Raw genomic sequence first — 21644 nt, 5'->3', positions numbered from 1 at the left:
CTGCTAGGGTAATCCTGCGCTCTAGTTACACCGATTCGTACAGGGCTGCGTCCAGCAGCGCGGCACGGCACTCCCATAGAGCGGATTCGCCTGCATCCGTTGGCCGAGGGGAGCGGTGCCACTCAGTGAACCAGATAGCTTCCAACAGGCCGATGTACTGCTTGACGGTCTTGACCTCACCCCCACTTATAAATTTGGCTAGTTGGGGGTTGCTGCCTTTATTCACTGATACGAAAAGGTCGGGTCGCTTGACCGCAAAGAAGCGCGTAGCCACGCCGATCTTCAGCCCCTTCAGCTGAGTCAACTCGTTCAGAAGGCGGGCCACCTCAGAAAGCGACACCGGTCCATCAAGGGGCAGACGATCTAGCGACTTGCCGATTCTCTCTGGCTCGCTACGAACCAGCCCTCGGGCGTAGCCTGCGGGCTTCATAGAGCCCAGGAAGCCGCTAGATCTGGCGCCAACACCCATCAGGAGGTTGCGCTGATCCTTGGAGAGGTTCTCGAAACGAGACTCGCTCCGGAAAACTGCCTGGGTCAGACGAAGTTCCTCCATGTAAGAAGGGGAGGCTCCGGTCACGCGAATCGGCGTGCCGTTACTCAACTTGCGACCTTGCTGTTTCCGAATCAGCTCGACATATGTACTCCATGGCATTTCTAGGTCGGTTAATGAGTCGACTTCTAGCTTCGCTCTGGGTACCAGGATCCGCTGACGCTTGGCGGCTTTCCAGGTCAGTGCATACTCGTCTAGCCATTCTTTTGTAAGCTCGGTGCCTCGCTGCCACTGCTCTCGGACGTAGGCTTCAATGGCTTGGAGTTCGGGATCGCTGTCCGTGCCTTCGAGCAGAACTGACAGTTCGGTGTTGCCCGTATAGGCCGCGGTCGTGAAGTTGGCAGAGCCCAGAATAGAGCGGACCTGATCTCCATGGCGACCGATGATCACTTTCGGATGGAAGGTGCCGTGGGAGTTAATCATCAGCCGGAGGCGGCCCGGCTTGTTGGCCAGATCTTCAAGTGCTGCAGGCTCGGTCTGGGCAAAGGCGGTGCCTACAATGGCATAGCGGACCTTGCTAAGGTCCAAGGCCTTCCAATGCCGTCCCTGGCCCTTGCTTGAGGTCGCCCAAGCCACGCATAGGTCAATAATGGACGATGTGCGCGTGAGCGTCTGGAGGGTTGCGAACAGCGCCTTCGTGTCCGTGATGATAGTGGTCTTCAAGGGCTCCTCTACTAATGCCATTTGATGTTAGTGAGATACGGCAGTCCGGATTTGACCGGCCGCAGATATAAGTTCGCATTCGCTCGGGCGAGTGCGGTCGAAATTATATTTTAGATGAATTGAAAGAACGATGGATTTCATAGTCAACTGGGGGCTCGATTATCTGTAGCGTATGTATTGCATTTATCTCCAAAGGTGAGGTAAGTTCGTCGTGTCGCTTTTAATTTCTGCGACCGGGATTGGCGTCCCGAGAATCTAGGCGCATGAGAGGCGCCCGTCGTTTAGATGCTGGCGCTTTCTTTCGGTCAGACGCTTGTCCTGACCGGGCGGGTTCCGCCTATGGCGGGCGATGCGGGGGCCTTCGGGCCGCCGGTCCTAGATCCGGCACGCCAACTCGCATCGCCCGCCACCTCAAAAAGCTCTGGTGACGGTTTGGATCGCGATTACGGAGTACGTGATGTTGACGACCTACCTGTCCATAGCGCTTCCCGTTGATCGCACGACGGGTCGAGACCAATGCGGGGTGTTACGTCTGCATGGCCACTGTGAGTCGGTGACGCGCCCGCGCAGTCAAGCAGGCTTACTTGAGATGGTCCTCCGTTCAAAGCTTGCGCTTGGACGCACGTGGGAGCACATCCGCACCGAGGTAGGGGATTCGCACCGCTCGGCATCATTTCAAGGGCGGGAGGCTGTCTCTTCTTAGTTGAGAACGTCGGCCACGATCTCGTGATCTTCGGACACCAATGGATTGCATCGTCACCATGCCAAGGCGAATTGCTCCAAGCCGGTATGCCAGTGCGGCCAGTTGCCAGCCCCTGTGGACGGCGACTTTGACTTGGTTACGGCAGCGAGGGCGAGCCTTGGAGCGGCAGGGGCCATGAGTCGGCGCGATCAGAATCTGGCAGCGAATGAGCTGGCCTCTGTGGACGAGGTGGAACCGCTGCGCTCGCAATTCGATGCGGCGATGGCGCTGCATCGAGATGAGCTCTTCAATTATCTGAAGCGGCGCACCCGGGACGTGGAGACTGCCGCCGACCTCGCGCAAGAGACGTTGTCGCGCATGATGGTGTACCGCGACGCCTCTAACATCGAGAGCTACGAGCTGCTGATGTACCGCGTCGCCCACAACCTAGTGCTCGAACACCAGCGCGCCCGGCATCGGCATCGGGCTTCGGATCACGTGTCGCTGAGCGTTGTCGGTCCCATCCGGGCCGAAGAAGCGACCGTGGAGGACATCGCGGACGCACAGCTGACGTTGAAGCTGCTCAAGCGAGCTCTGATCGACCTGCCACCCAAGTGCCGGATGGCCTTCATGCTCAGCCGCTTCGAGGGCCTGACGTATCCGCAAGTGGCCTCGAAGATGGGCATCTCGGTCAAGACGGTGGAGAAGCACATCAGCAAAGCCTTGCTTGCGTTCCGAGCGGCAGTGGGCGACCCCGACGAGTAAGCTGTTGGCCCCGATTTGAAAGACCTTACCGGCGCGAGTAGTATCGACCGCTCATCTGAATAGGGGCGTCCTCGTCACGGGCGTCGATCAAGAATGAGTCAGGAGCAGGAGCGGATCGCTCAGCAGGCCGCGGCCTTTCTGGTGCGAAGCCGGGAGGAAACCCCGGCCCAGCGGCGCAAGCGAGAGATCTGGCTGGCCCAGGATCCGCAGCATGCCCGGATCTATCAGCAGTTGCAGCAGCTGGATGAAGACGCGACATCCCTGCTGGACGACCCCGAGTTGCGCAAGCTCATCGCGGAATTCCGGCAGTCGCCCTGATACGGTCTGACCGGCGGAGCGCTGCAGGATTGCGGCTTTTGGATGCTCCGCTGCGGCCTCGGGTCTGTTCAGAATTGCTGATAGGATCGCGCCATCGAGGTAGTCTGCCTTGGCCGTGCCTTCATGAAGACCGAATCCGAACGTATCGCGCAGTGTGCCGCCGATTTTCTGGCACGCAGCTGCGAAGAGACCCCCGACCAACGCATGGAGCGCGAGGCGTGGCTGGCCGCAGATCCGCGACATGCGCGAGTCTACCGTTACCTTCAGCGCCTGGATGAGGACGCTCGCGGTCTTCGCGACGATCCGGAGTTGAGGGCACTTCTCGAGCAGGACGATCCGGACTCACCCTAGCGTTCTCTGATTGCCGTATTCGCGCAGGCTGGTCAGATGCCGCAACGCGCATGGGCACTGCTTGGGTAGGGGATCTCGGCCGCTCGACATCAAACCCGTTGAGGAGGCGTACCGGCACTTCGCCGCGCCGAGAACGGGAAGAGGATATGCGGCTTCTGCAAGCCCGCCAGAGCGGGCTTCGAGTTATCTCGAAGAGAGGTGTGCTGGCAACGGCTGTGATGTCGCTGCTGCCGATTGCCGGTTCCATTGCACAGGAGCCTGAGACGGCAGAATCGGAATTGCCCGCGGAGACCCGCGATAGCGACCCTGCCGCCGTAGAGCTGGGCGCGGTGCAAGTCACCGGCACCCGCATCCGCGGCGGCACGACACCGTCGCCGGTGGTGAGCATCGGAATCGAGGCCATCCGGCAGGAGGGCTTTTCCGATCTGGGGGAGGTGACCCGCAGCCTGCCGCAGAACTACGCCGGCGGGCAGAATCCGGGCGTCGTGCCGTTCACGGTCTCGGGGGCAGGCGGGCAGAACACCAATGTCACTGGCGGCTCGTCGCTGAACCTCCGTGGCTTGGGCCAGGATGCGTCGCTGACGCTGCTCAATGGCCGCCGCATGGCGTACGGCGGCGTCTCGCAAGGGGTGGACATCTCGGCCATTCCGGTCGAGGCGGTCGAGCGTATCGATATCGTCCCCGATGGCGCCTCGGCGATCTACGGCTCCGATGCGGTCGGCGGTGTGGCCAACGTGGTGCTGCGGCGCAGCTTCGATGGCGTCGCGGTGGGCGCGCGGTACGGCGGCGCGACATCCGGTGGCCTGGCCACGCAGGAGTACGCAGCCACCGCCGGCACCACTTGGAACAGCGGCGGGCTCATCGCCACGTTCAAGGATGTCGCCACCGATGCCATCTACGCGCGTCAGCGGTCCTACACCGCGCACCTGCGCGACCCGTGGACGTTGTACCCGGAGAGCGACCAACGCAGCGGGCTGCTCAGTGTGTATCAGCAGTTGGGTGCGTCGGTGGAAGTCGGTCTGGATGCGCTCCGGACCACGCGCACCCAAGACTATGGCGTCTACAACGATGTCGGCAACCAGTTCGTCCGCGCCACGCCAAAGACCACGACGTGGCTGGCCTCGCCCAGCGTGACGTGGTTCCTGCCCAACGACTGGACGGTCAGCACCTCCGCGGCCTGGGCCCGTACCCGTCACGACCAGGTCCAGACCACCGAGCGGCTGACGACGGGCACGCGCTCGGTCACGGACCTGTGCGTGTGTTCGGGTAGCCGTGTCGTGGAGGTGGGCGCGGAAGGGCCGTTATTTGCGCTGCCGGCGGGCGATGTCCGCGTGGCGATGGGTGCCGGAGAGCGACAGAACGATTTCCGGGAATACAACCAGGTTGCCGATGTCGCGACGATCGACGGGGAGGACTCCAGTCGCTTTGCGTACGCGGAGTTGCACCTGCCGCTGCGTCGGCCGGGGCAGGATGGGGCAGGGCGGCTCGAGCTTTCGGCTGCCGTGCGCGGCGAGGACTATGCGAGCTTTGGCAGCGTGCAGACCCCCAAGCTCGGGCTGATTTATGCGCCCAGCGCGGACCTCACGCTGAAGGGCTCGTGGGGACGTTCGTTCAAGGCGCCTACGCTGTACCAGTTGCTGCGCAGCGAGCAAGTGGTGCTTCGTTCGGCGGCAAGCAGCGGGGGCACCGGGTTACCGGCCTCGGCCACCGTGATGTACCTCGATGGCGGCAACCCGGACCTGCAGCCGGAGCGGGCACGCACCTGGACGGCCTCGGTCGCGTTGCACCCGCAGGCCCTGCCGGGCTTCGATGCTGAGCTCACCTGGTTCGATATCGACTTCACCGGTCGCGTAGTGCAGCCGATCACGGACCCCACGCAGGCGCTGAGCAATCCGGCGTATGCCGAGTTCGTGCAGTGGGCGCCCTCGGCGGAAGCGCAGGCGGCGCTGATCGCCCGCGACGGTGACGGCCTGATCACCAACCAGGCGGGGCGCCCTTACCTGCCGGCCGACGTGGCGGCCGTGGTGTTCTTCCAGTTCCGCAATGCGGCGGCGCAACGGATCCGCGGGCTGGATGTCACCGGCGCATATCGCTGGGACCTGGCGTCCGGGCGGCTCACGTTGCGCGGCGCGGCGAGTTGGCTCGACAGCGTGCAGCGGTTCTCCACGGCGGACTTCGATCTGGCCGGCACCCTGCACAACCCGCCTGCGTTCTCCGGGCGCCTGGGTGCCGTGTGGACCGCAGGCCCGGTCACGGCGTCGACGTTCGTCAACCACAAGCAAGGCTTGAAGAACGTGGTGGCCGAGACGCGGACGGCCTCCTACACGACGGTCGATGCGACTTTTCGCTATGCCTGGGAGGAGTCGGGCGGGCGAAGCCCGAACTGGGTGGTTGCACTCAATGTGCAGAACCTCTTCAACCGCGCGCCGCCGCTGCACGACATTGCCACGGTCACGCCGTTCCAGGTGCCGCCCTACGACGCCACCAATTTCTCCCCGATCGGCCGCTTCGCCAGCGTGTCCGTGACCCGGCACTGGTGAGCCGCCATGAGATACGAATGGAACGCTGGTCCGATGAAGCTGCGGGGCAGGGCATGCGGTCGCCTGTGCGTTGGCCTGCTCGCGCTGGCCGCGTGCGTGGGAGACGCAGGCGCGGTGACCCCGCGGGCCTTGGTCGAGATCACCGATCTGGCCGGTCCGGTTGTATCACCTGACGGGCGCTGGGTGGCCTATCGCACGGAGCGGGCCTCCGTGGAGCGGAACACATACGAAACGGCCTGGTATGTCGCGAGCCTGGTCGATGCGTCGCCGCCTCGTCGGGTGGCCGAAGGCGGCACGCCGCTGCGGAACTCATCTGGCGTGCCACTGCCGCCGGACGTGGTGTGGTCGCCCGACAGCCGGTGGCTCCACTATCGCGCCCAGATCGATGGCAAGGTTGAGGTGTGGCGCGCGGCCGTGGACGGGGCCGCGGTGCGTCGGGCGACGCGCGACCCCGCGGATGTCCGGGCCTTCCATCTGAGTCAGGACGGTCGCACGCTCCATTACGCGGTGGGCGCGACGCGCGATGAGGTGCTCGACGCAGACCTGCAGGACTACGACGCCGGTATTCGCCTGGATGCCACGATCGCCGTGGGGCAGGGCCTGTTCCGGTCCGGCTACCTGGGTGAGCAGCCGGCCACCCAGCGGCTGCGCGACAACGAGGTCATCCGGTATCCGCTGCTCTCGGATGCGCCAGACCGTTGGCATGCGGTCGATCTGGCGACAGGGGCGCATCGGCCCACAGACGGGCCGCCCGCCGAGGATCGCGACAGTCGGCTCGACACCGCGGATGTGCGCAACGCGTGGAAGCGGGCATTAGAGCCGGGTGGTCCGCGGGCGGCCCTGGTCACGCGGGTCGGCAGTCGCGACGGGGTGCGTGAGTCGCCCGACGTGGTGCTCTCGGTCATTGACGCCACCAAGCCGTCGGCCCGGATGGTCTGTGGCGCGCCCGCCTGCACGGGGGCGGCGATCACCGCCGTGCAGTGGCGGCCAGGGGCTGAAGATGTGCTGTTCACGGTTACAGAGCCGGAGACTGGCTACACGCAGTCGATCTTCCGATGGAACACAGCGACTGGTGCAGTGCAGCCTGTGGCCGTGACCGATGGTTTGATCGGCGGCGGGCGCGACCGCGCGAGCATGTGTGGGGTCTCGACAGCAGCCCTGGCCTGTGTCGTCGCCGAGCCGAACCAACCGCCCCGGCTCGAGCGCGTGGATCTGACATCGGGTGAGCGCCGGGTGCTCCATGCCCCGAACGCACGGCTTGCATGGGATACGCAGGCGACGCCGGCACGTACGGTCCAGTGGACCGATGCACATGGAGTGCGCTTCACAGGCCAGTTCTACCCACCCGCGCAGGCGCGTACTGCTCCGGCGCCACTGGTGATCAGCTACTACTGGTGCCTCGGGTACGTGCGTGGTGGGCTCGGTGACGAGATTCCGTTTGCCGCTCTTGCCGCGAACGGCATCGCCTCGCTCTGCATCAACCGGGCGCCGGTGCGTATGGATGCGGTAGAACGTTACGAGTTGGCGCGTTCTGCGGTGGAGAGCGCGGTGGACTATCTGGCTTCACAGGGCCTGGTAGATCGGGGCAAGGTTGGCATGGGCGGGCTGAGCTTCGGCACCGAAGCCACCCTGTGGACGGCGGTGTATTCCGATGTGCTGACGGCCGCGTCGGTGAGTTCACCGATGATCTCTCCGCAGTTGCGCCTGCTGCTGGGCCTGCAGGGCGAGGCTTTCGAATCGCGCCTTGAGACGTATTGGCAACTCGGGGGGCTGGATACGAGCCATCCGCGCTGGCAACAGATGTCGCCGCTGTTCAATCTCGACCGGTTCCGCATTCCGATCCTGATGCAGATGCCAGAGCAGGAGTACATGCACGTACTGGATTACGCGATTCCGCTGATCCGGTCCGGGCGCGCAGACATGTACGTCTTTCCGCATGCCCCGCACCAGAAGTTCCAGCCACGCCACAAGCTTGCTGTGTACGAGCGCAATCTGGACTGGTTTCGCTTTTGGCTGCTTGGGCAAGAAGACGAGGGGCCGGAAAAGGCGGCGCAGTACGCGTCCTGGCGTGCCATGCGGGAGGGATTGCCGGTGTCGGAATCACGCGATGCTTCGGTTTCGCCCTCAGCCTTGCTGCCGGGCCCAGTTCTCCGCAGTGCAAAGATCGAACAGTCGAATGAACCCGCGGTCCCGTAACGGGCGGTCGTCGTCGAGGACGCGCCGGAGCTCAACCGTGTCGAGAAGCCCCTGGGCGTGCAGCTTGCCGTCCAACAGGAACGCGCGCATGTCGCGTCGGTTGCGGTCGTAGACCATCCCGATGTAGCTCATGAAACTGCCCTTGCTGCGCCGTCGCACGATGTCCTCTGGCAGAACGTCGGCAAAGGCATCGCGCGCGATGGCGCGATTGCGACCACCGGCAACCCACATCCAGCTTGGGACACGCAGACACGCTTCCACCACGGGCTGGGAGAGGAGAGGCATCTCCATATGGCGAACCTTGGCGCGTGGGGCGCTGTCGCGGAACATCTGCGTCACCGTAAGGGCGAATACGCGTTCGCGGTCGCCAGGCAACGCGTCGTCCGCGCCGTCGAGCCATGGATGGGGAGCAGGTGGCGGCAGGACGGCATGGCTGGCGAGAAAGCGCGTGTCGGGCGCCAACAAGTCACGCGGCCGCTTGAAGAGCTTGGCCAGGGTCAGTTTCCCTGCTTTCCAGCGCGTGCAGCCATGCAGGGTGGCGAGATCGCGGATTGCAGCGGTACCGCAGGCCATGCCTCGACTGCGGAAGGCGTCGGCTGCTGGCGCGGCCGACTTGAGGTAAGCGAACACGGCATCGCCCCCGCCACCCGTCAGGAATGTATCGGTACCGAGCTGGTCTGCCACCGTCTGGACGGTGGCATCGATGATCTGCTGCAGTGCGCCCACGCGCGGTAGCGGGGTCCGCACGGGCAGGGGAAAGTGATGGTGGGCCGCATCGAGCCGGAGTTCGGCAATGTGCAGCGGTGCGCCGAGCCGATCGGCAATTTGGGCCGCGTAGTGCTGCTCGTCTGCGCCTGGTGTGGGGGCGCGTAGTGTGCTGCAGACCAACGGATCCGATCGTTCCTTCAGACAGATGCCGACGACGGATGAGTCGAGGCCGCCCGACAGTTCGAGGAGCAAAGTGCCTGCATCGCTGGCGGCAGCCATCACTGCACGCGTGACTGCACTGCGGACATCGGCCGCCGCCTCGCGCGGATCGGTGTGTCGCTGGTTCGCTTCGGTAAATGTCCAGGGCGACCACGTCTGCGTGATCCGGCAGGTGGCGCCGACATGCAGGGTGCTGCCCGGAAGAAGCTCTCGCAGGCCCTCAATGCCCGTGCGATCCATCTTGGCCTGCGGGTAGGCGAGGCAACGGGTGATCGTCTCCCAGTCAATACCTCCCGCCTGAAGAGGCACGTCACGCATGAGCGCAATGTCAGAGGCAAAGATCGCGCCCTGCTGGCGCGGCACGTAGATGCAGGGAAAGGAGCAAGCGGGCGCCGGGTCGCGGGTGAGGCTCACCCCTCCGTCTGCTGCCCGCAGTACCAACAGGTACTCGCCCCAGCAGTGACGCGCCAGCCACGTGGGCAAGGCATCTTGCTCGATGCCGGTGGCGAGGCGCCTCAGGTTTTCGACACGAGCCCCCGAACCGTCGAACAGACGCCCAAGCAGGAGGCCGCCAGCTGGGACATGCAGAACCGGCGTGTCGTCTGAGACGAGCAGCGCGGCCGCGCCCACATCGAGGCGCTTCTTTAAGCCGATCGCTGCGAGCTTCGGCGTCAGCGCATCCGCTGCTGCTGGGTCACCGATCAAGCCGAGGTAGCGGTACCGCATCAGATCACCCGAATCGGTGTGTGCGCCATGGCATGCCCGACGCTGTCGTTGAGGACCAGATCACCGGCCTGTACCCAGCAGTGAGCGGAGAACGGTGACCCGGTCACGCCGATCACGAGGCGTGCGAACAGGCCGTGGCCAGAGAGAAAACGCAGGAGGCTCAGCGAATCGAGTAGGCAGCAGGTCTCAATGGGGACGGCGAGACGTGCGCGAGCAAATGTCCCCGCTGCATCGATTAGCCCACTTTCGTCGATGCTCCCGGCAGTCTCGGCACCACGCGTTCTGGCGGCGCGCTCGCTCGATATCGAAGCAAGAACGTTGATCAGGGCGCGGGTCTTGAGTGCAATGCTCAGCTTCGTGACGAGTACCAGCGTCCGCAGTTGCGCGCCAATGGGCATTGCCGCCGACAAGGGCGCCTGTTCAAGTGCGCTTCGCCGTGGCGGTGTCGGCGGGACCCGGTCGAAGAACGTGGTCCGTTGCGCTTCTTCAGTGAGGACGCCCAATGCTGCCAGGTGCGCCAGTTCGTCTTCCGTGCAGTCTGCGCCTTCGACAAGATGCGCGATGAGGACCCGCTCCAATTCAGGCTGCAGGCGGAAGTAACGATCGCCGGTCAAATCGAGCAGGACGACGCGCCCGTCGACACGACAGAACGAGTGATCGGAGCGGAGCTGGTATGGCATGGCGGTTACGGGCGAGGGGCGCGCCATGGGCGGCGCGCCCCGTTGCCGCCTCACTGCTCAGAGATGCCACGTGCGGGGTCGTCCCCCATGAACTCGACGCCGATCAGTTCGCCCTTGGTCTCGACGCTGGCGGCGCCGAGCTCGACGACGTCGTTCGGCGATGTGGCGTGGGTCTTCTCTTGAGTCTTCATCACTGTCTCCTTTCGGTTATGTCATGGACCATCCATGACGCAGCCAGTGTTGAAGCGCCTGCTTTGTGTTCTCAAATGATTTTCGTTGTGTACTTCCAGAATTCCCTGGAAGTGTGATGCGCACCTGCAAATTGCGGTGCATCGCGCGCTTCGTTCAGTGCGGCGCGTGGCGCGTTTCGTTCAACAGCGCCACGATATCCGGCACCCGGTTGAGGCGACGGGCGTGGTAGGCGTGCAGCGCACGTGCCAGACGTGCGATGTCGGCGCACTCCCAAGCCGTGATCAATTCGTCCAGCTCGGCGTGTGCGTCGGGAAACAGGCTGCGTTTGGCAACACGGATTGGCGCGAGTCGGTCGTTGGCCTGCTGGGTGATATACCGTGTCTCGACAACGCGCGTCTTGAGCGCAATGGTGTCGAACAGCAGCCACGTCGCCTCGGCGGCGCCATCGTGTGGGGCGGGGCGCTTGTACGGTCTGTCACCGGGCAAGGCGCCACGGGCGAGGCAGGCCATCAGCCGCTCTTCCATGCAGTCGTAGAGCTCGCGCAGGGCGGCCTCGGTAGGCAGGGGCACGTAGAAGCCGTCTCGCGAATGCGCATCGACCAGGCGTTCGCCGCTCAGCCGATACAGCGCGTTCCGGACCGGGGTGAGGCTGGTGGTGAGCTCATCGGCCAATGTGGCCGGTTCCAGACGCTGCCCTGGGACGAATCGCCCACGCACGATCGCGTGCCTGATCTTGTCGCACGCGTCCCAGACCTTCGGAAGGGTCCCCATCATCATTGCTGTCCTCCGTGGCTGCTTGCTCCCCCTGTCCTTGGGCCGATCTTACTGTTCGAGGAACGCGCTGCAACTGCGCGGCCACGGCGCCTGTTCGAGTGAGTGGGCGTGAACGCGCGGACACCCATGCCGCGAAGGTGCTGCTTGGTGCAGGTCAACGATCAGCCGCCGCTTCCTCCGGGCGCGGGCAGGCCGGGTATCGGCTGGGAATGTCGCCTTCACAGGTGCCTGCGTAGCGATCGCCGTGATGCATTATGCAGCGGTGGATGTGGTCGAATTTGTCCCTAGACAGCTTTGCGTTCTCCGCGCCGGTGATCGCGCTGGCCGGGCAGCGACCTGTCGTTTCCACGCAATCTCCATGGTGCCTGCAGCGCGTATGCATCCGGGAGCGCCAGAATACCGGGGTCAGGCGAGCAGACTGGCCACATGTCCGTGGGCCGGATCGCCATCTTTGGATGACAGTGAGATGCAGACACCAGCAGAGCAACCCGAACACGCGCGGCAGGATTACGAAGCGCTCGCCGCCGCCCACGTTTCCATGCGGCGTGTGCTCGCCTTGTTCGCGCCGTACCGGCTACGCATTCTTTCGGTCGTGGCGCTGTTGATCGTTGGCTCCATGATCGGCATGGCCGCGCCGTTCCTGCTGCGGGCCATCATCGACGATGCACTGCCAGGCGCCAACTTTGCCCTGCTGCTCTGGCTGGTCGGCGGGCTGGTCGCGGTGGCGGTGCTGGGGGCGGCGATCAGTACGGTGCAGACCATTCTGTCGGCCCGGATTGGGCAGGCGATCCTGCACGATTTGCGCGTGCGTGTGTATGCGCACCTGCAGTCGCTGTCGCTGCGATTCTTCGCCGGCAGCCGCACCGGCGAGATCCAGTCGCGTATCGCCAATGACATCGGCGGCCTGCAATCGTTGGTGACCGATGCCGGCAACGAGCTGGCGCGCAGCCTCAGCACGGTGCTGATGACGGCCCTCGCCATGTGCCTGCTCGACTGGCGGCTGGCGTTGTTCTCGCTGCTGGTCGTTCCGCTGACGGTGGTGATCAGCCAGTGGGTCGCCAAGCTGCGCGAGGCCATTACCTACGAGCAGCAGGCCAGGCAGGCGGATCTGTCTGCGGCGGTCCAGGAATCGCTGTCGCTTTCGGGCATCATCCTCGCGCGGACCATGGGCCGCAGTGGGTTCCTGGTTCGCCGGTTCTCCCGGACCTCGCAGGAGGTCGCGGCCCTGGAAGTGCGCTCGCGTACTGCCGGTGAATGGCAGTGGGCGCTGATCGGGTTGGCACTGTCGATCCTGCCTGCGCTGACGTTGCTGCTCGGCGGTTGGTTGATGGGCGGCAGCACGCCGCTGACCATCGGCACGCTGGTGGCCATGATCGCCCTGCAGGAACAGTTGCTCTGGCCTTTCGAGCAGTTGCTTCAGTTGGGGCGCGACATGCGTACCACGCGCGCACTGTTCGCGCGCATCTTCGAGTATCTGGATACGCCCGTCGAGATCACCGAGCGCACTGGTGCGGTGACGCTCGAGCGTGCGCAGATGCGTGGCCAGGTGACGGTCGACGGCGTCAGCTTCCGCTATGACCCGAACAACGGGCCGGTGCTGGAGGACATCAGTATCGATATTCCGGCAGGCACCCATGTCGCCATCGTCGGGGCCACTGGATCGGGCAAGACCACGCTTGGCCATCTGCTGGCCCGGCTGTACGACGTGGATGGGGGGGCGATCCGCTACGACGGGGTCGATGTGCGCGATCTCAGCTTCCAGTCACTGACCGGTATGCTCGGCGTGGTCTCCCAGGAGCCGTACCTGTTGCATGCCTCGGTGGCCGACAACCTGCGCTTTGCCAAGCCGGACGCCACCGATGACGAGCTGCTGGCCGCTGCCCGGGCCGCGCAGCTGGATGCCGTTATCGATGCGCTCCCCGAGGGTTATGAAACGTTGGTCGGTGAACGCGGCCAGCGCTTCTCCGGCGGTGAGAAACAGCGTCTGGCGCTGGCTCGCACCATCCTGCGCAACCCGCCGGTGCTGTTGCTCGATGAGGCCACCAGTGCGCTCGATACGCAGACCGAGCAGGCCCTGACCGAGGCGCTGGCGGTTCTGTCGAAAGACCGCACGACCATCACCATCGCGCATCGGCTGTCGACGATCCGCCGTGCCGATCTGATCGTCGTGCTGCAACGGGGGCGGATCGTCGAGCAGGGCACGCATGCGCAGCTGCTGGCCCAGGGTGGCCGCTACGCCGGGCTTGTGCAGTCTTTCTCGCACTAGTTGCATCGCCTGGCGACCGCATCATGACCTGAGGCGCGGCGGCGTTACGGTGCCGCCGCGCCGCCCAGCGCCTGGATCAGCGCGACATGGTTCTGCAGCCGCGCAAGATGCAGCGCGGCGTACCCCAAGTCTGCGCTGCGGCGCCGCTCCTGCGCGTCCAGCCAGGCCCGCAGGGGCACCTGCCCGGCGCGGTAACGCGCTTGGTAGAGGCGCTCGATCTCGATCGCCTGATCGCGTACGCGCTGCTGGGCGGCTTCCTGTTCGGCAAGCTGTGTGCTCGCCGACAGCGCTTTTTCCACATCCGCCAGCGCCGTGTACAGCGATTTGCGGAACAGGACCACGGCCTCCTCATGGCGCGTGCGCGCGATGGCGGTGTTCAGGCGCATCTCGCGGACGTTGAGGAATGGCAGGGTCAGATTGGCGCCCAGCGTGGCCACCGGATTGCTCAGTACGTTGAGCAACTCCTTGCTGGATGTGCCCAGGGCGCCGGTCAGCGAGAGGGACGGGTAGTAGCGGGCTTTCGCCGCGTCGCTGGCGGCCAGGGTGGCGCGTAGTCGCAGTTCGGCGGCGCGCAGGTCCGGCCGGCGGCCGAGCAGGTCGGCGGGCAGCCCGGCAGCGATGCTCGGCAGGACGCTGACCGGCAAGCGCTGGGGTTCGCTACCGGGCGTGGCGGCGCCATCGAACAACACGCCCAGCGCCTGGCGCAGGTCGGCACGCGCCTGGATCAATTGGCTTAGCTGTGCTTGTTGCTGGGCCAGCGACTGTTCGGCCTCACGCGGCTCCAGTCCGGAGACTGCGCCGCTCTGGTACTGCGCCTGCACCAGCTCGCGGGTACGGCGGGCGTAGGCCAGGCCTTGTTCCGCCAGGTCGATGCGTTCGTTGGCCAGGCCCAGTTGCCAGTACAGGCTGGCCGTGGTGCCGATCAGCGTCAACGCCACGGCATCGCGGTCCTCGGCGCTGGCTTGCGCCTCGAACACGGCGGCGTCGCGCTGCGCGCCCAGCCGATCGAACAGATCCAGCTCCCAGCTGGCGCCCAGCGTGGCGTTGGCGCTCTCGGTGGTGGCGCGGGCGTCGCCCGACAGCGGACGGCTCAGGCCGTGACCGACACCGCCGTTGACGGTCGGGCGCAGGGCATTGCCTGCCAATCTGGCTTCCAGCGTCGCGCGGCGCACGCGAATGGCGGCGGCGGCCAGATCAGGGTTGCGCGCCAGCGCAAGCCCCACCCAGGCGTCGAGCTGTGGATCACTGTAGGCGCGCCACCAGGTGTCGGCGCGAACGCCGGCGCCGGCAGGCGGGGCATGTTGGTAGGACACCGGCAGGGGGACGTCCGGCACCCGATAAGGCGTTCGGGTGAACGCAGCGCAGCCGGTCAGGAGCACGCTGCCCAGTGCGATGCAGGAAATCAGGGGGCGCATGATCAGTCCCTCGCCAACGCTTGGACGGGATCGAGCCGGGCGGCGTTGCGTGCCGGCAGGAAGCCGAACGTGATGCCGATCAACGTCGAGCAGGCCACTGCCAGCACGATCGACCAGGCGGAAAAGGACAACGGGAAACCGAGTCCGGCGATGCTGGCGACCAGACCGAACGCCAGTGCCAGCGATACGCCCAGAACGCCGCCGACCAGACACACCAGCACCGCCTCGATCAGGAACTGTTGCAGGATGTCGGACTGTCGCGCGCCGATGGCCATGCGCACGCCGATCTCGCGGGTGCGCTCGGTCACCGACACCAGCATGATGTTCATCACGCCGATGCCGCCGACCAGCAGGGCGATCATGGCGATGGTGGAGATGAGCAGCGTCAGTGTGCTGCCGGTGCGGGAAATGGTCTGGCGGATCTGATCTGAGTTCATGACGAAGAAGTCTTTACCGCCATGGCGTTCGGTCAGCAGCGCGGTCGCGGCCTGCTGGGCGATCTTGCTGGAGACGCCATCGCTGACCCGCACGGTGATGTTGTCCAGGTGGTACTTGCCGACCAGGCGGGTGGAGGCGGCCGTGTAGGGGACATAGAACGTGGGCGTCGAGCCGCCGAAACTGTTCTGGGTCGGCTTCAGCACGCCGATGATCTCCACCGGCATGTTGCTCAGCAGGACCACCTCGCCGAGCGGGCTGCCGCCATCAGGCAGCAGCGCTGCGGCGGCCTTCGGGTCGATGACCGCGACCTGTGCGTGTTGTTCGGCGTCGTGCTGATCGAAGAAGCGGCCTGCGGCCAGGCGCAGCCCGCGCACCCGGAAGTGACTGGGGCCGACCCCGGTGACCTGTGCAGACACCGCGCGCGCGCGATACAGCGCGGTGACGCTGCTCGACAGATTGGGTGTGGCGCTGTCGACATAGGGCTGCTCCGCCAGCGCCTGGGCGTCGGCGGCGATCAGTGTCTCCACTGCGTCGGCGCGGAGGTCGCCGAAGTCCTGCCCCGGATAGATGTCCAGGGTATTGGTGCCCAGGTCGCTGATCTGCGCCATGACCTGCTGCTGCGCGCCACGGCCCAAGGCCACCACCGAGACCACGGCGGCAATGCCGATGATGATGCCGAGCATGGTCAGGAAAGTGCGCAGGCGGTGTGCGTGCATGGCCCGCAGGGCCATGACGAAGGCTTCGCCGAACCGGTCGACGAACACCCGCCATGAACTGGCCGGCACTTGCGGCGGCGCCGGCACCGTGCGCGGCGCATCGGCCGCCGCGTTGCGGCGGTCGGCAATGATCGCCCCGTCGCTGATTTCGATCACCCGTTGCGCATGGCGAGCCACCGCCATGTCATGGGTCACCAGAATGATGGTGTGCCCTTCGGCGTGCAGTTCCTTGAGGATGCGCATCACTTCTTCGCCGCTGCCGCTGTCCAGTGCGCCCGTGGGTTCGTCGGCAAGAATCACCGCGCCACCGTTCATCAACGCCCGGGCGATCGACACGCGCTGCTGCTGCCCGCCTGACAGCTGACCTGGGCGATGCTGCGTCCGGTCGCCCAGCCCGAGCCGTTCGAGCAAGGTCCGGGCACGAGCGTGGCGCGCTGCGGCATCGGTGCCGACATAGACGGCCGGCAGTTCGACGTTGCTCTGCGCGGACAGGTCGGCAAGCAAGTGGTAGCGCTGGAAGATGAAGCCGAAACGCTCACGGCGCAGCGCGGCCAGTGCGTCCGGCGCCAAGTCACCGGTTTGCTGGCCGGCGATCCGGTAACTGCCTGCGCTCGGGCGATCCAGGCAACCGAGGATGTTCATCAGGGTCGATTTGCCCGAGCCCGAGGCGCCGACGATGGCCACCATCTCGCCGGCGTCGATGCGCAGGTCGATGTCCTTGAGCACGGTGACCACGCCTTCGCCGGCAGGAAACTCCCGGCGCAGGGCACGCATTTCCAGTAGCGCAGCGTTCATGCTCAAAAGCCCATCAGGCCGGGGTCGGCCGTCACGGTCTCGGGCTTTGCCTCGCCGATGATCACTTGCTCGCCCGGTTCCAGCCCGGCCAGGACCTGCGCTTTGGCGTTGGTGCGCAGGCCGATTCGGACCTGCCGCTCGGAGACCTGGCCGCGCGGGTCCATCACCCGGACGCGATGGGTGTTCTCCGCCACCTGCTCACCCAGCGCAGCGGTCGGCATCAGCACCGCCCGTTTGACCGCGGCGATCTGCACCGAGACCTGCGCGGTCATCGAAGGCCGCAGCGTGCCCTCCGGGTTGGGCACGTCGAACAGCGCGTCGTAATAGATGGCCTTGGCGGTATTGGCCGTGCCTGCCGCGGATGCCGCACCTCCCACCTCGTTGACGATGGACTCGGGGGCGGGCTCGATCTGCTGGATGCGTGCCTGGTAGCGTTGACGGCGATTGCCCAGCGTGGTGAACCACACCGTCTGGCCGGGCTGAATCTTGTCCACGTCGGCCTCGGCGATCTGGGCGCGCACCGTCATCACGTCCAGCTTGGCCAGCATGACGATGGTCGGCGTGGACTGGAACGAGTTGAGGGTCTGGCCCTGCTTGGTGACCACCGCCACGATGACGCCGTCCATTGGCGCGACGATGCGGGTATAGCCCAGGTTGATGCCTGCGGTCTCGACCTGGGTACGCGCTTGTTCGAGCTGCGCCTGTAGCGAGGCGATCTCCGCACCGGCGGTATCCAGCGCGGCCTTGGCGGCCTCATGGTCAGCGCGCGAAGTCGCATCGGCCGCCAGCAGTTCCTGCTGACGCTGGAAGGTGAGTTGCGCTTGCATCAGCGCCGCTCGCCGCGCGGCGAGCTGGGCTTGCAGCGCGTTCACCGACGCCTCGGCGTTGCGCAATGCGATCCGCTGCGGCTGGGCATCGACTTCGGCGATCAGATCTCCGGCCTTCACTTTCTGGCCCAGCGCCACGTGTAGCCGCTGGACCTGGCCCGACACCTGGGCGCCGACGGCGACCAGCTCCTTGGCGCGCAGGCGGCCGACCGCCAGCACCGTCTGCTCCAGGTCGCCCACAGTGACCGCGGCCGTGGCGTGCTCGACGGCCGGCTGGGCATAGATTCGCCACAACACGATGCCCGCGATGACGCAGGCAGCGACCACGGCGCTGACGGCCCATTTGCGATTCAAGATCATGTGTCCTCTCGTGGAGGCGCTGCGCCGTGGCCCAACCTGGCGCACACGGCAGCGCCCGATGCTCGAAGCACGGAAGGCTGACAGCGCCGAGTGGCGAAGCATTGGCGATCGTGTGGAGATTGGATGGGGACGGCTGGATGCCGCCAGCGCGCCGCCGGGCTAGGGCGGCCGCGTGCCCCCTGATTCTTGGCATCCAATCTCAGGGGGGAGGTTCAAACATCGCTTGCAACGCGACAGGCCCTTGGTGTGCGCGTGCTTGTGGGGGAGGGCGGGGGTGGGGCAGCGGCCCCGCTTCTCCGTGAATCGCGACGTTCCGGTGCCCATCGGCGCAGACGCTGGCGCTCCATCTTCCGATCTCGGCCGTCCGATGTTGGGCGACCGCGCTGCACCGTTCCGCGCGCGTTAGCGCCTTAACGTCCCAGTGCAGGCTCAACCCTGCCAGGCGCGAAAATCGGCGGCCAGGTCCGCGACAGACACGCTGCCCAGATGGGCCTCGAACTGCTGTTGCGCATGGGCCAGCGCATGGGCGGTGGCCGCGTTCGCGGCGCGGGCCAGCAGGCAGGTGGTCTGCTCGTCATCGCTGCCGATGGCGAACAGCGTGGGTGCACCGAGCGCGCGGTAGATCTCGAGCAGCGAGACGTCGGTCAGTGGCTTGGCGAGCGACCAGCCGCCGCCATGCCCTTTGACGGAGACCACGATGCCGGCCTCGCGCAGTCCCCCCATCGTGCGGCGGACCACGGACGGATTGGTGCCCAGCATCTGGGCAATCAACTCCGAGGTCGCCGGGCCCTCCATGTGCTCGAGATGCAGCAGCGCGTGCAGGACCCGGGGCAGACGGCTGTCTCGACGCACGGTGTGACTCCTTCTGTAACAAATGAACGCACGAGGGTTGACGCTCGCACACTTACGGTACATCGTATGTTACATGACATCCTCAAGCCGACATGCAGCGCCCCCCGAGGGGGGACACGCCGAAGACACCGCACGCGCTTTTTGGGAGCGCATCTACGCTGGCAGGACCACACCGCCGAGTGGGCGGCCGTCCAAAGTGTTGACGCGCTTTGCCGAAGGAGGCACGCCGGGGCGCGCCTTGGAACTGGGCTGCGCCCGCGGCGATGATGCGATCTGGCTGGCGCAGCGCGGCTGGATGGTCACCGGGGTCGATATCTCCGAGACGGCGCTCGAAGCGGCGCGAGTCGCGGCCAGCGCCGCGGGCGTGGCCGGCCATGTCCAGTTCGAACGTCACGACCTGGGCGAACGCTTCCTGCCAGGCACGTTCGATCTGGTGACGGCGCTGTTCCTGCAGTCGCCGATGCCCTTTGGCCGCACCCAGGTGTTGCGCCGCGCCGCGCAGGCGGTCGGGGCAGGGGGCTTGCTGCTGCTCGTCACCCATGGCTCGCGCGCGCCGTGGTCGTGGAGTGCGCCGGACACGGTGTACCCGAGCGCCGCCGACGAACTGGCCGCACTGGCACTGGCGCCAGCGCAGTGGCGGGAGGTGTTCGTCGGTTCGCTTTCGCGTACGGCGTTCGGCCCGTCCGGCGAGCAGGCGAGCGTGCTCGACACGATCGTGGCGATCGAGCGTCGCTGAGCATGTTCGAACCGGCGCCGCGTCGATGACGGGATCCATCAACTTTGTGCGCGTTGTCCTGGCCTCGCTGTTCGGGGTCGCGCCGGCGTCGACCCACACGCGATTGCATTGACGACATCTCTGAGGACACCGCGATGACCGACTCCAATCCAGGCGTGCGCGCCAGCTGTCACTGCGGTGCGGTGGTGATGCAGTTCAACCACGCACCCGTCGAGGTCATCGACTGCAACTGCAGCCTGTGCCGGCGCTACGGCGTGCTGTGGGTCTATTACGAGGCCGCCGACATCGCCGGGCTGCCGGTGGACGGTGGCACCGACACTTATGCCTGGAACGGGCGCCATGTCGACTTCCACCGGTGTCGGACCTGCGGGTGTGTCACCCATTGGGCGCCGCGTGCCTCCAGCCGCACGCGACATGGCATCAATGCCCGACTGCTGGCGCCCGAGCTGCTGGCGCAGTTGCGCGTCCGCCATAAGGATGGGGCGGGCTCGGGGAAGTACCTGGACTGATGCTCGATCGCGGCGAGGGGCCGCCCTCGGCCTTGGGCATGCCGGCTCCGGTCATTGCGGGCGTGACCAATGGCACCTGTGACGCCCCCGCGCCGGCCGAAGAATCCGATCTTCCCGTCGGAGTCGCCCATGGCCGTCCGCTACGCAGTTCTTCCTGGCCTTCTTGCTGCGCTGCTCGGCCTCCACGCGACGACGGCGACTGCGCAGACGTCCGCTGCGTCCGCCGCACATGCAGACAGCGCGCCGATCGACGCCGAGATCCAGCGCCAGATGGCCGAGGGCCACTTGGTCGGGGTTGCCGCCGCGGTCATTCTGGATGGCAAGGTGGTGTGGCGGGGCGGTTATGGCCAGGCCGACCTGGAATCGGGGCGCCCGTTCACCCCCGATACCGTGATGAACATCGCCTCCATCAGCAAGACCGTCGTAGGCGCGGCAATGATGCGGGCGCAGGAGGAGGGGCGGTTGTCGCTCGATGCCGACGTGAGCGACTACCTGCCATTCGCGGTCCGCAACCCGCATCATCCGGATCAGCCGATCACGCTGCGACAGCTGGCGACCCACACGTCCAGCATCAGCGATCGTTGGTCGCTGTATGCCACCAGCTATCACTTCGGACGCGACGCGCCGCAGCCCTTGGGAGAGTTCCTGCGGGGATATCTGGTCGCCGGCGGGGCAGACTACGCGCCCGAGAATTTCCTGTCCGCGGCCCCGGGCGCGGCGCGTGACTACTCCAACATCGGGGCCGGCCTGGCCGGCTACATCGTCGAGCGCGTCACGGGCGAGCCGCTGGCGCGCTACACGCAAAGCCGCTTCTTCGAGCCGCTGGGCATGCACAGCACGCGTTGGCACTTGGCCCCCGCCGGGTCGACGCCAGACGCGACGCTGTACCTGGCGCAGGACGAGATGGCGATTGCGATCCAGCCCTACACCGTGACCACCTGGCCCGATGGCGGCCTGCGGACCTCGGTCGAGGATCTGTCGAAGTTCTTCATCGCGCTGCTCAATCGCGGACAGGGGAACGAAAATCGCGTGTTGCAGCAGAACTCGGTGGACGAGATGCTGCGCCTGCAGTTCACGCCCACCCACAAGCCCGGCAATGTCGACATCGCCGAGAAGAACTCGGGCTTGTTCTGGCAGACCAAGTTCAACACCAAGTATGTCGGGCACGGTGGCAGCGATCCGGGCATGAAGACCGAGATGCTGGCCACGCCCGACCTGCGTACCGGGATCATCTTCTTCACCAACACCGCGGGCGCGGACACCGAGAAGGCCTATGTCGGCATTCTCAAGGCCCTGCTCACCCATGCGGAGGCGCTGCGTCACGGGCAGGCGCATTGATGCGCTATCCATGGCGTGGATGACGCCT

At 65.8% G+C, this 21644-nt stretch carries 18 protein-coding genes; 9 read left to right on the top strand and 9 right to left on the bottom strand.

Features of this window, described 5'->3' with window-relative positions:
- Positions 1-25: 25 nt before the first annotated feature.
- On the bottom strand, positions 26-1213 hold the full coding sequence (locus ABE487_RS04270; RefSeq protein ID WP_346451385.1) for a phospholipase D family protein: 1188 nt from the start codon (positions 1211-1213) through the stop codon (positions 26-28).
- Positions 1214-2090: 877 nt separating this feature from the next.
- Here ABE487_RS04270 and ABE487_RS04265 point away from each other — a divergent pair.
- The 5 genes from ABE487_RS04265 (at position 2091) to ABE487_RS04245 (ending at position 8065) form a co-directional block, all read left to right on the top strand.
- A complete protein-coding gene (locus ABE487_RS04265; protein ID WP_346451386.1) occupies positions 2091-2660 on the top strand; it encodes a sigma-70 family RNA polymerase sigma factor in 570 nt (189 codons plus the stop codon).
- A 93-nt stretch (positions 2661-2753) separates the two neighbouring features.
- Positions 2754-2978 carry a DUF4880 domain-containing protein gene (locus tag ABE487_RS04260; RefSeq protein WP_346451387.1) on the top strand — a complete coding sequence of 75 codons (225 nt, stop codon included), beginning with the start codon at positions 2754-2756 and terminating at the stop codon, positions 2976-2978.
- 123 nt (positions 2979-3101) lie between these two features.
- Positions 3102-3329, top strand: a complete 228-nt coding sequence (locus ABE487_RS04255; RefSeq protein ID WP_346451389.1) for a DUF4880 domain-containing protein — start codon at positions 3102-3104, stop codon at positions 3327-3329.
- A 218-nt stretch (positions 3330-3547) separates the two neighbouring features.
- Positions 3548-5869: a TonB-dependent receptor gene (locus ABE487_RS04250; protein ID WP_346451390.1), complete on the top strand. Its 2322-nt coding sequence runs from the start codon at positions 3548-3550 to the stop codon at positions 5867-5869.
- 6 nt (positions 5870-5875) lie between these two features.
- On the top strand, positions 5876-8065 hold the full coding sequence (locus tag ABE487_RS04245; RefSeq protein WP_346451391.1) for an Atxe2 family lasso peptide isopeptidase: 2190 nt from the start codon (positions 5876-5878) through the stop codon (positions 8063-8065).
- Here ABE487_RS04245 and ABE487_RS04240 read toward each other — a convergent pair.
- From ABE487_RS04240 to ABE487_RS04225, 4 genes are all read right to left on the bottom strand, one after another.
- Entirely contained in the window at positions 7994-9718 is a 1725-nt protein-coding gene (locus tag ABE487_RS04240; RefSeq protein ID WP_346451392.1) for an asparagine synthase-related protein, read from the bottom strand. The two genes, ABE487_RS04245 and ABE487_RS04240, sit on opposite strands and share 72 nt — an antisense overlap.
- On the bottom strand, positions 9718-10398 hold the full coding sequence (locus ABE487_RS04235; protein WP_346451394.1) for a lasso peptide biosynthesis B2 protein: 681 nt from the start codon (positions 10396-10398) through the stop codon (positions 9718-9720). Before ABE487_RS04235 ends, ABE487_RS04240 begins: the two co-directional genes overlap by 1 nt.
- A gap of 50 nt (positions 10399-10448) precedes the next feature.
- Positions 10449-10589, bottom strand: a complete 141-nt coding sequence (locus ABE487_RS04230) for a hypothetical protein (RefSeq protein ID WP_346451396.1) — start codon at positions 10587-10589, stop codon at positions 10449-10451.
- Positions 10590-10743: 154 nt separating this feature from the next.
- Positions 10744-11367 (bottom strand): GntR family transcriptional regulator, encoded by a 624-nt coding sequence (locus ABE487_RS04225; RefSeq protein WP_346442419.1) that lies wholly within the window; start codon positions 11365-11367, stop codon positions 10744-10746.
- 448 nt (positions 11368-11815) lie between these two features.
- Between ABE487_RS04225 and ABE487_RS04220 the strand changes: the two genes are divergently transcribed.
- Positions 11816-13630 carry an ABC transporter ATP-binding protein gene (locus tag ABE487_RS04220; protein WP_346451398.1) on the top strand — a complete coding sequence of 605 codons (1815 nt, stop codon included), beginning with the start codon at positions 11816-11818 and terminating at the stop codon, positions 13628-13630.
- A gap of 44 nt (positions 13631-13674) precedes the next feature.
- On the opposite strand, the gene ABE487_RS04215 is transcribed toward ABE487_RS04220, so the two are convergent.
- From ABE487_RS04215 to ABE487_RS04200, 4 genes are all read right to left on the bottom strand, one after another.
- Positions 13675-15045, bottom strand: coding sequence for an efflux transporter outer membrane subunit (locus ABE487_RS04215; protein ID WP_346451399.1), 1371 nt, complete (start codon positions 15043-15045; stop codon positions 13675-13677).
- 2 nt (positions 15046-15047) lie between these two features.
- Positions 15048-16994 carry a MacB family efflux pump subunit gene (locus ABE487_RS04210; protein ID WP_346451400.1) on the bottom strand — a complete coding sequence of 649 codons (1947 nt, stop codon included), beginning with the start codon at positions 16992-16994 and terminating at the stop codon, positions 15048-15050.
- A 2-nt stretch (positions 16995-16996) separates the two neighbouring features.
- Entirely contained in the window at positions 16997-18181 is a 1185-nt protein-coding gene (locus ABE487_RS04205) for an efflux RND transporter periplasmic adaptor subunit (protein WP_346451402.1), read from the bottom strand.
- A gap of 429 nt (positions 18182-18610) precedes the next feature.
- Positions 18611-19033 (bottom strand): Rrf2 family transcriptional regulator, encoded by a 423-nt coding sequence (locus ABE487_RS04200; RefSeq protein WP_346451403.1) that lies wholly within the window; start codon positions 19031-19033, stop codon positions 18611-18613.
- Between the two features lie 22 nt (positions 19034-19055).
- Here ABE487_RS04200 and ABE487_RS04195 point away from each other — a divergent pair, with 22 nt between their 5' ends.
- The 3 genes from ABE487_RS04195 (at position 19056) to ABE487_RS04185 (ending at position 21616) form a co-directional block, all read left to right on the top strand.
- Positions 19056-19769, top strand: a complete 714-nt coding sequence (locus ABE487_RS04195; protein WP_346452865.1) for a methyltransferase domain-containing protein — start codon at positions 19056-19058, stop codon at positions 19767-19769.
- Positions 19770-19903: 134 nt separating this feature from the next.
- Positions 19904-20278 carry a hypothetical protein gene (locus ABE487_RS04190; RefSeq protein WP_346451405.1) on the top strand — a complete coding sequence of 125 codons (375 nt, stop codon included), beginning with the start codon at positions 19904-19906 and terminating at the stop codon, positions 20276-20278.
- Between the two features lie 129 nt (positions 20279-20407).
- Positions 20408-21616, top strand: a complete 1209-nt coding sequence (locus tag ABE487_RS04185; RefSeq protein WP_346451406.1) for a serine hydrolase domain-containing protein — start codon at positions 20408-20410, stop codon at positions 21614-21616.
- Positions 21617-21644 lie beyond the last annotated feature (28 nt).

It is taken from the genome of Luteimonas sp. TWI596, from assembly GCF_039674105.1.
Taxonomy (GTDB): Bacteria; Pseudomonadota; Gammaproteobacteria; order Xanthomonadales; family Xanthomonadaceae; genus Luteimonas.
This window is presented reverse-complemented; position numbering and strand designations above follow the sequence as displayed.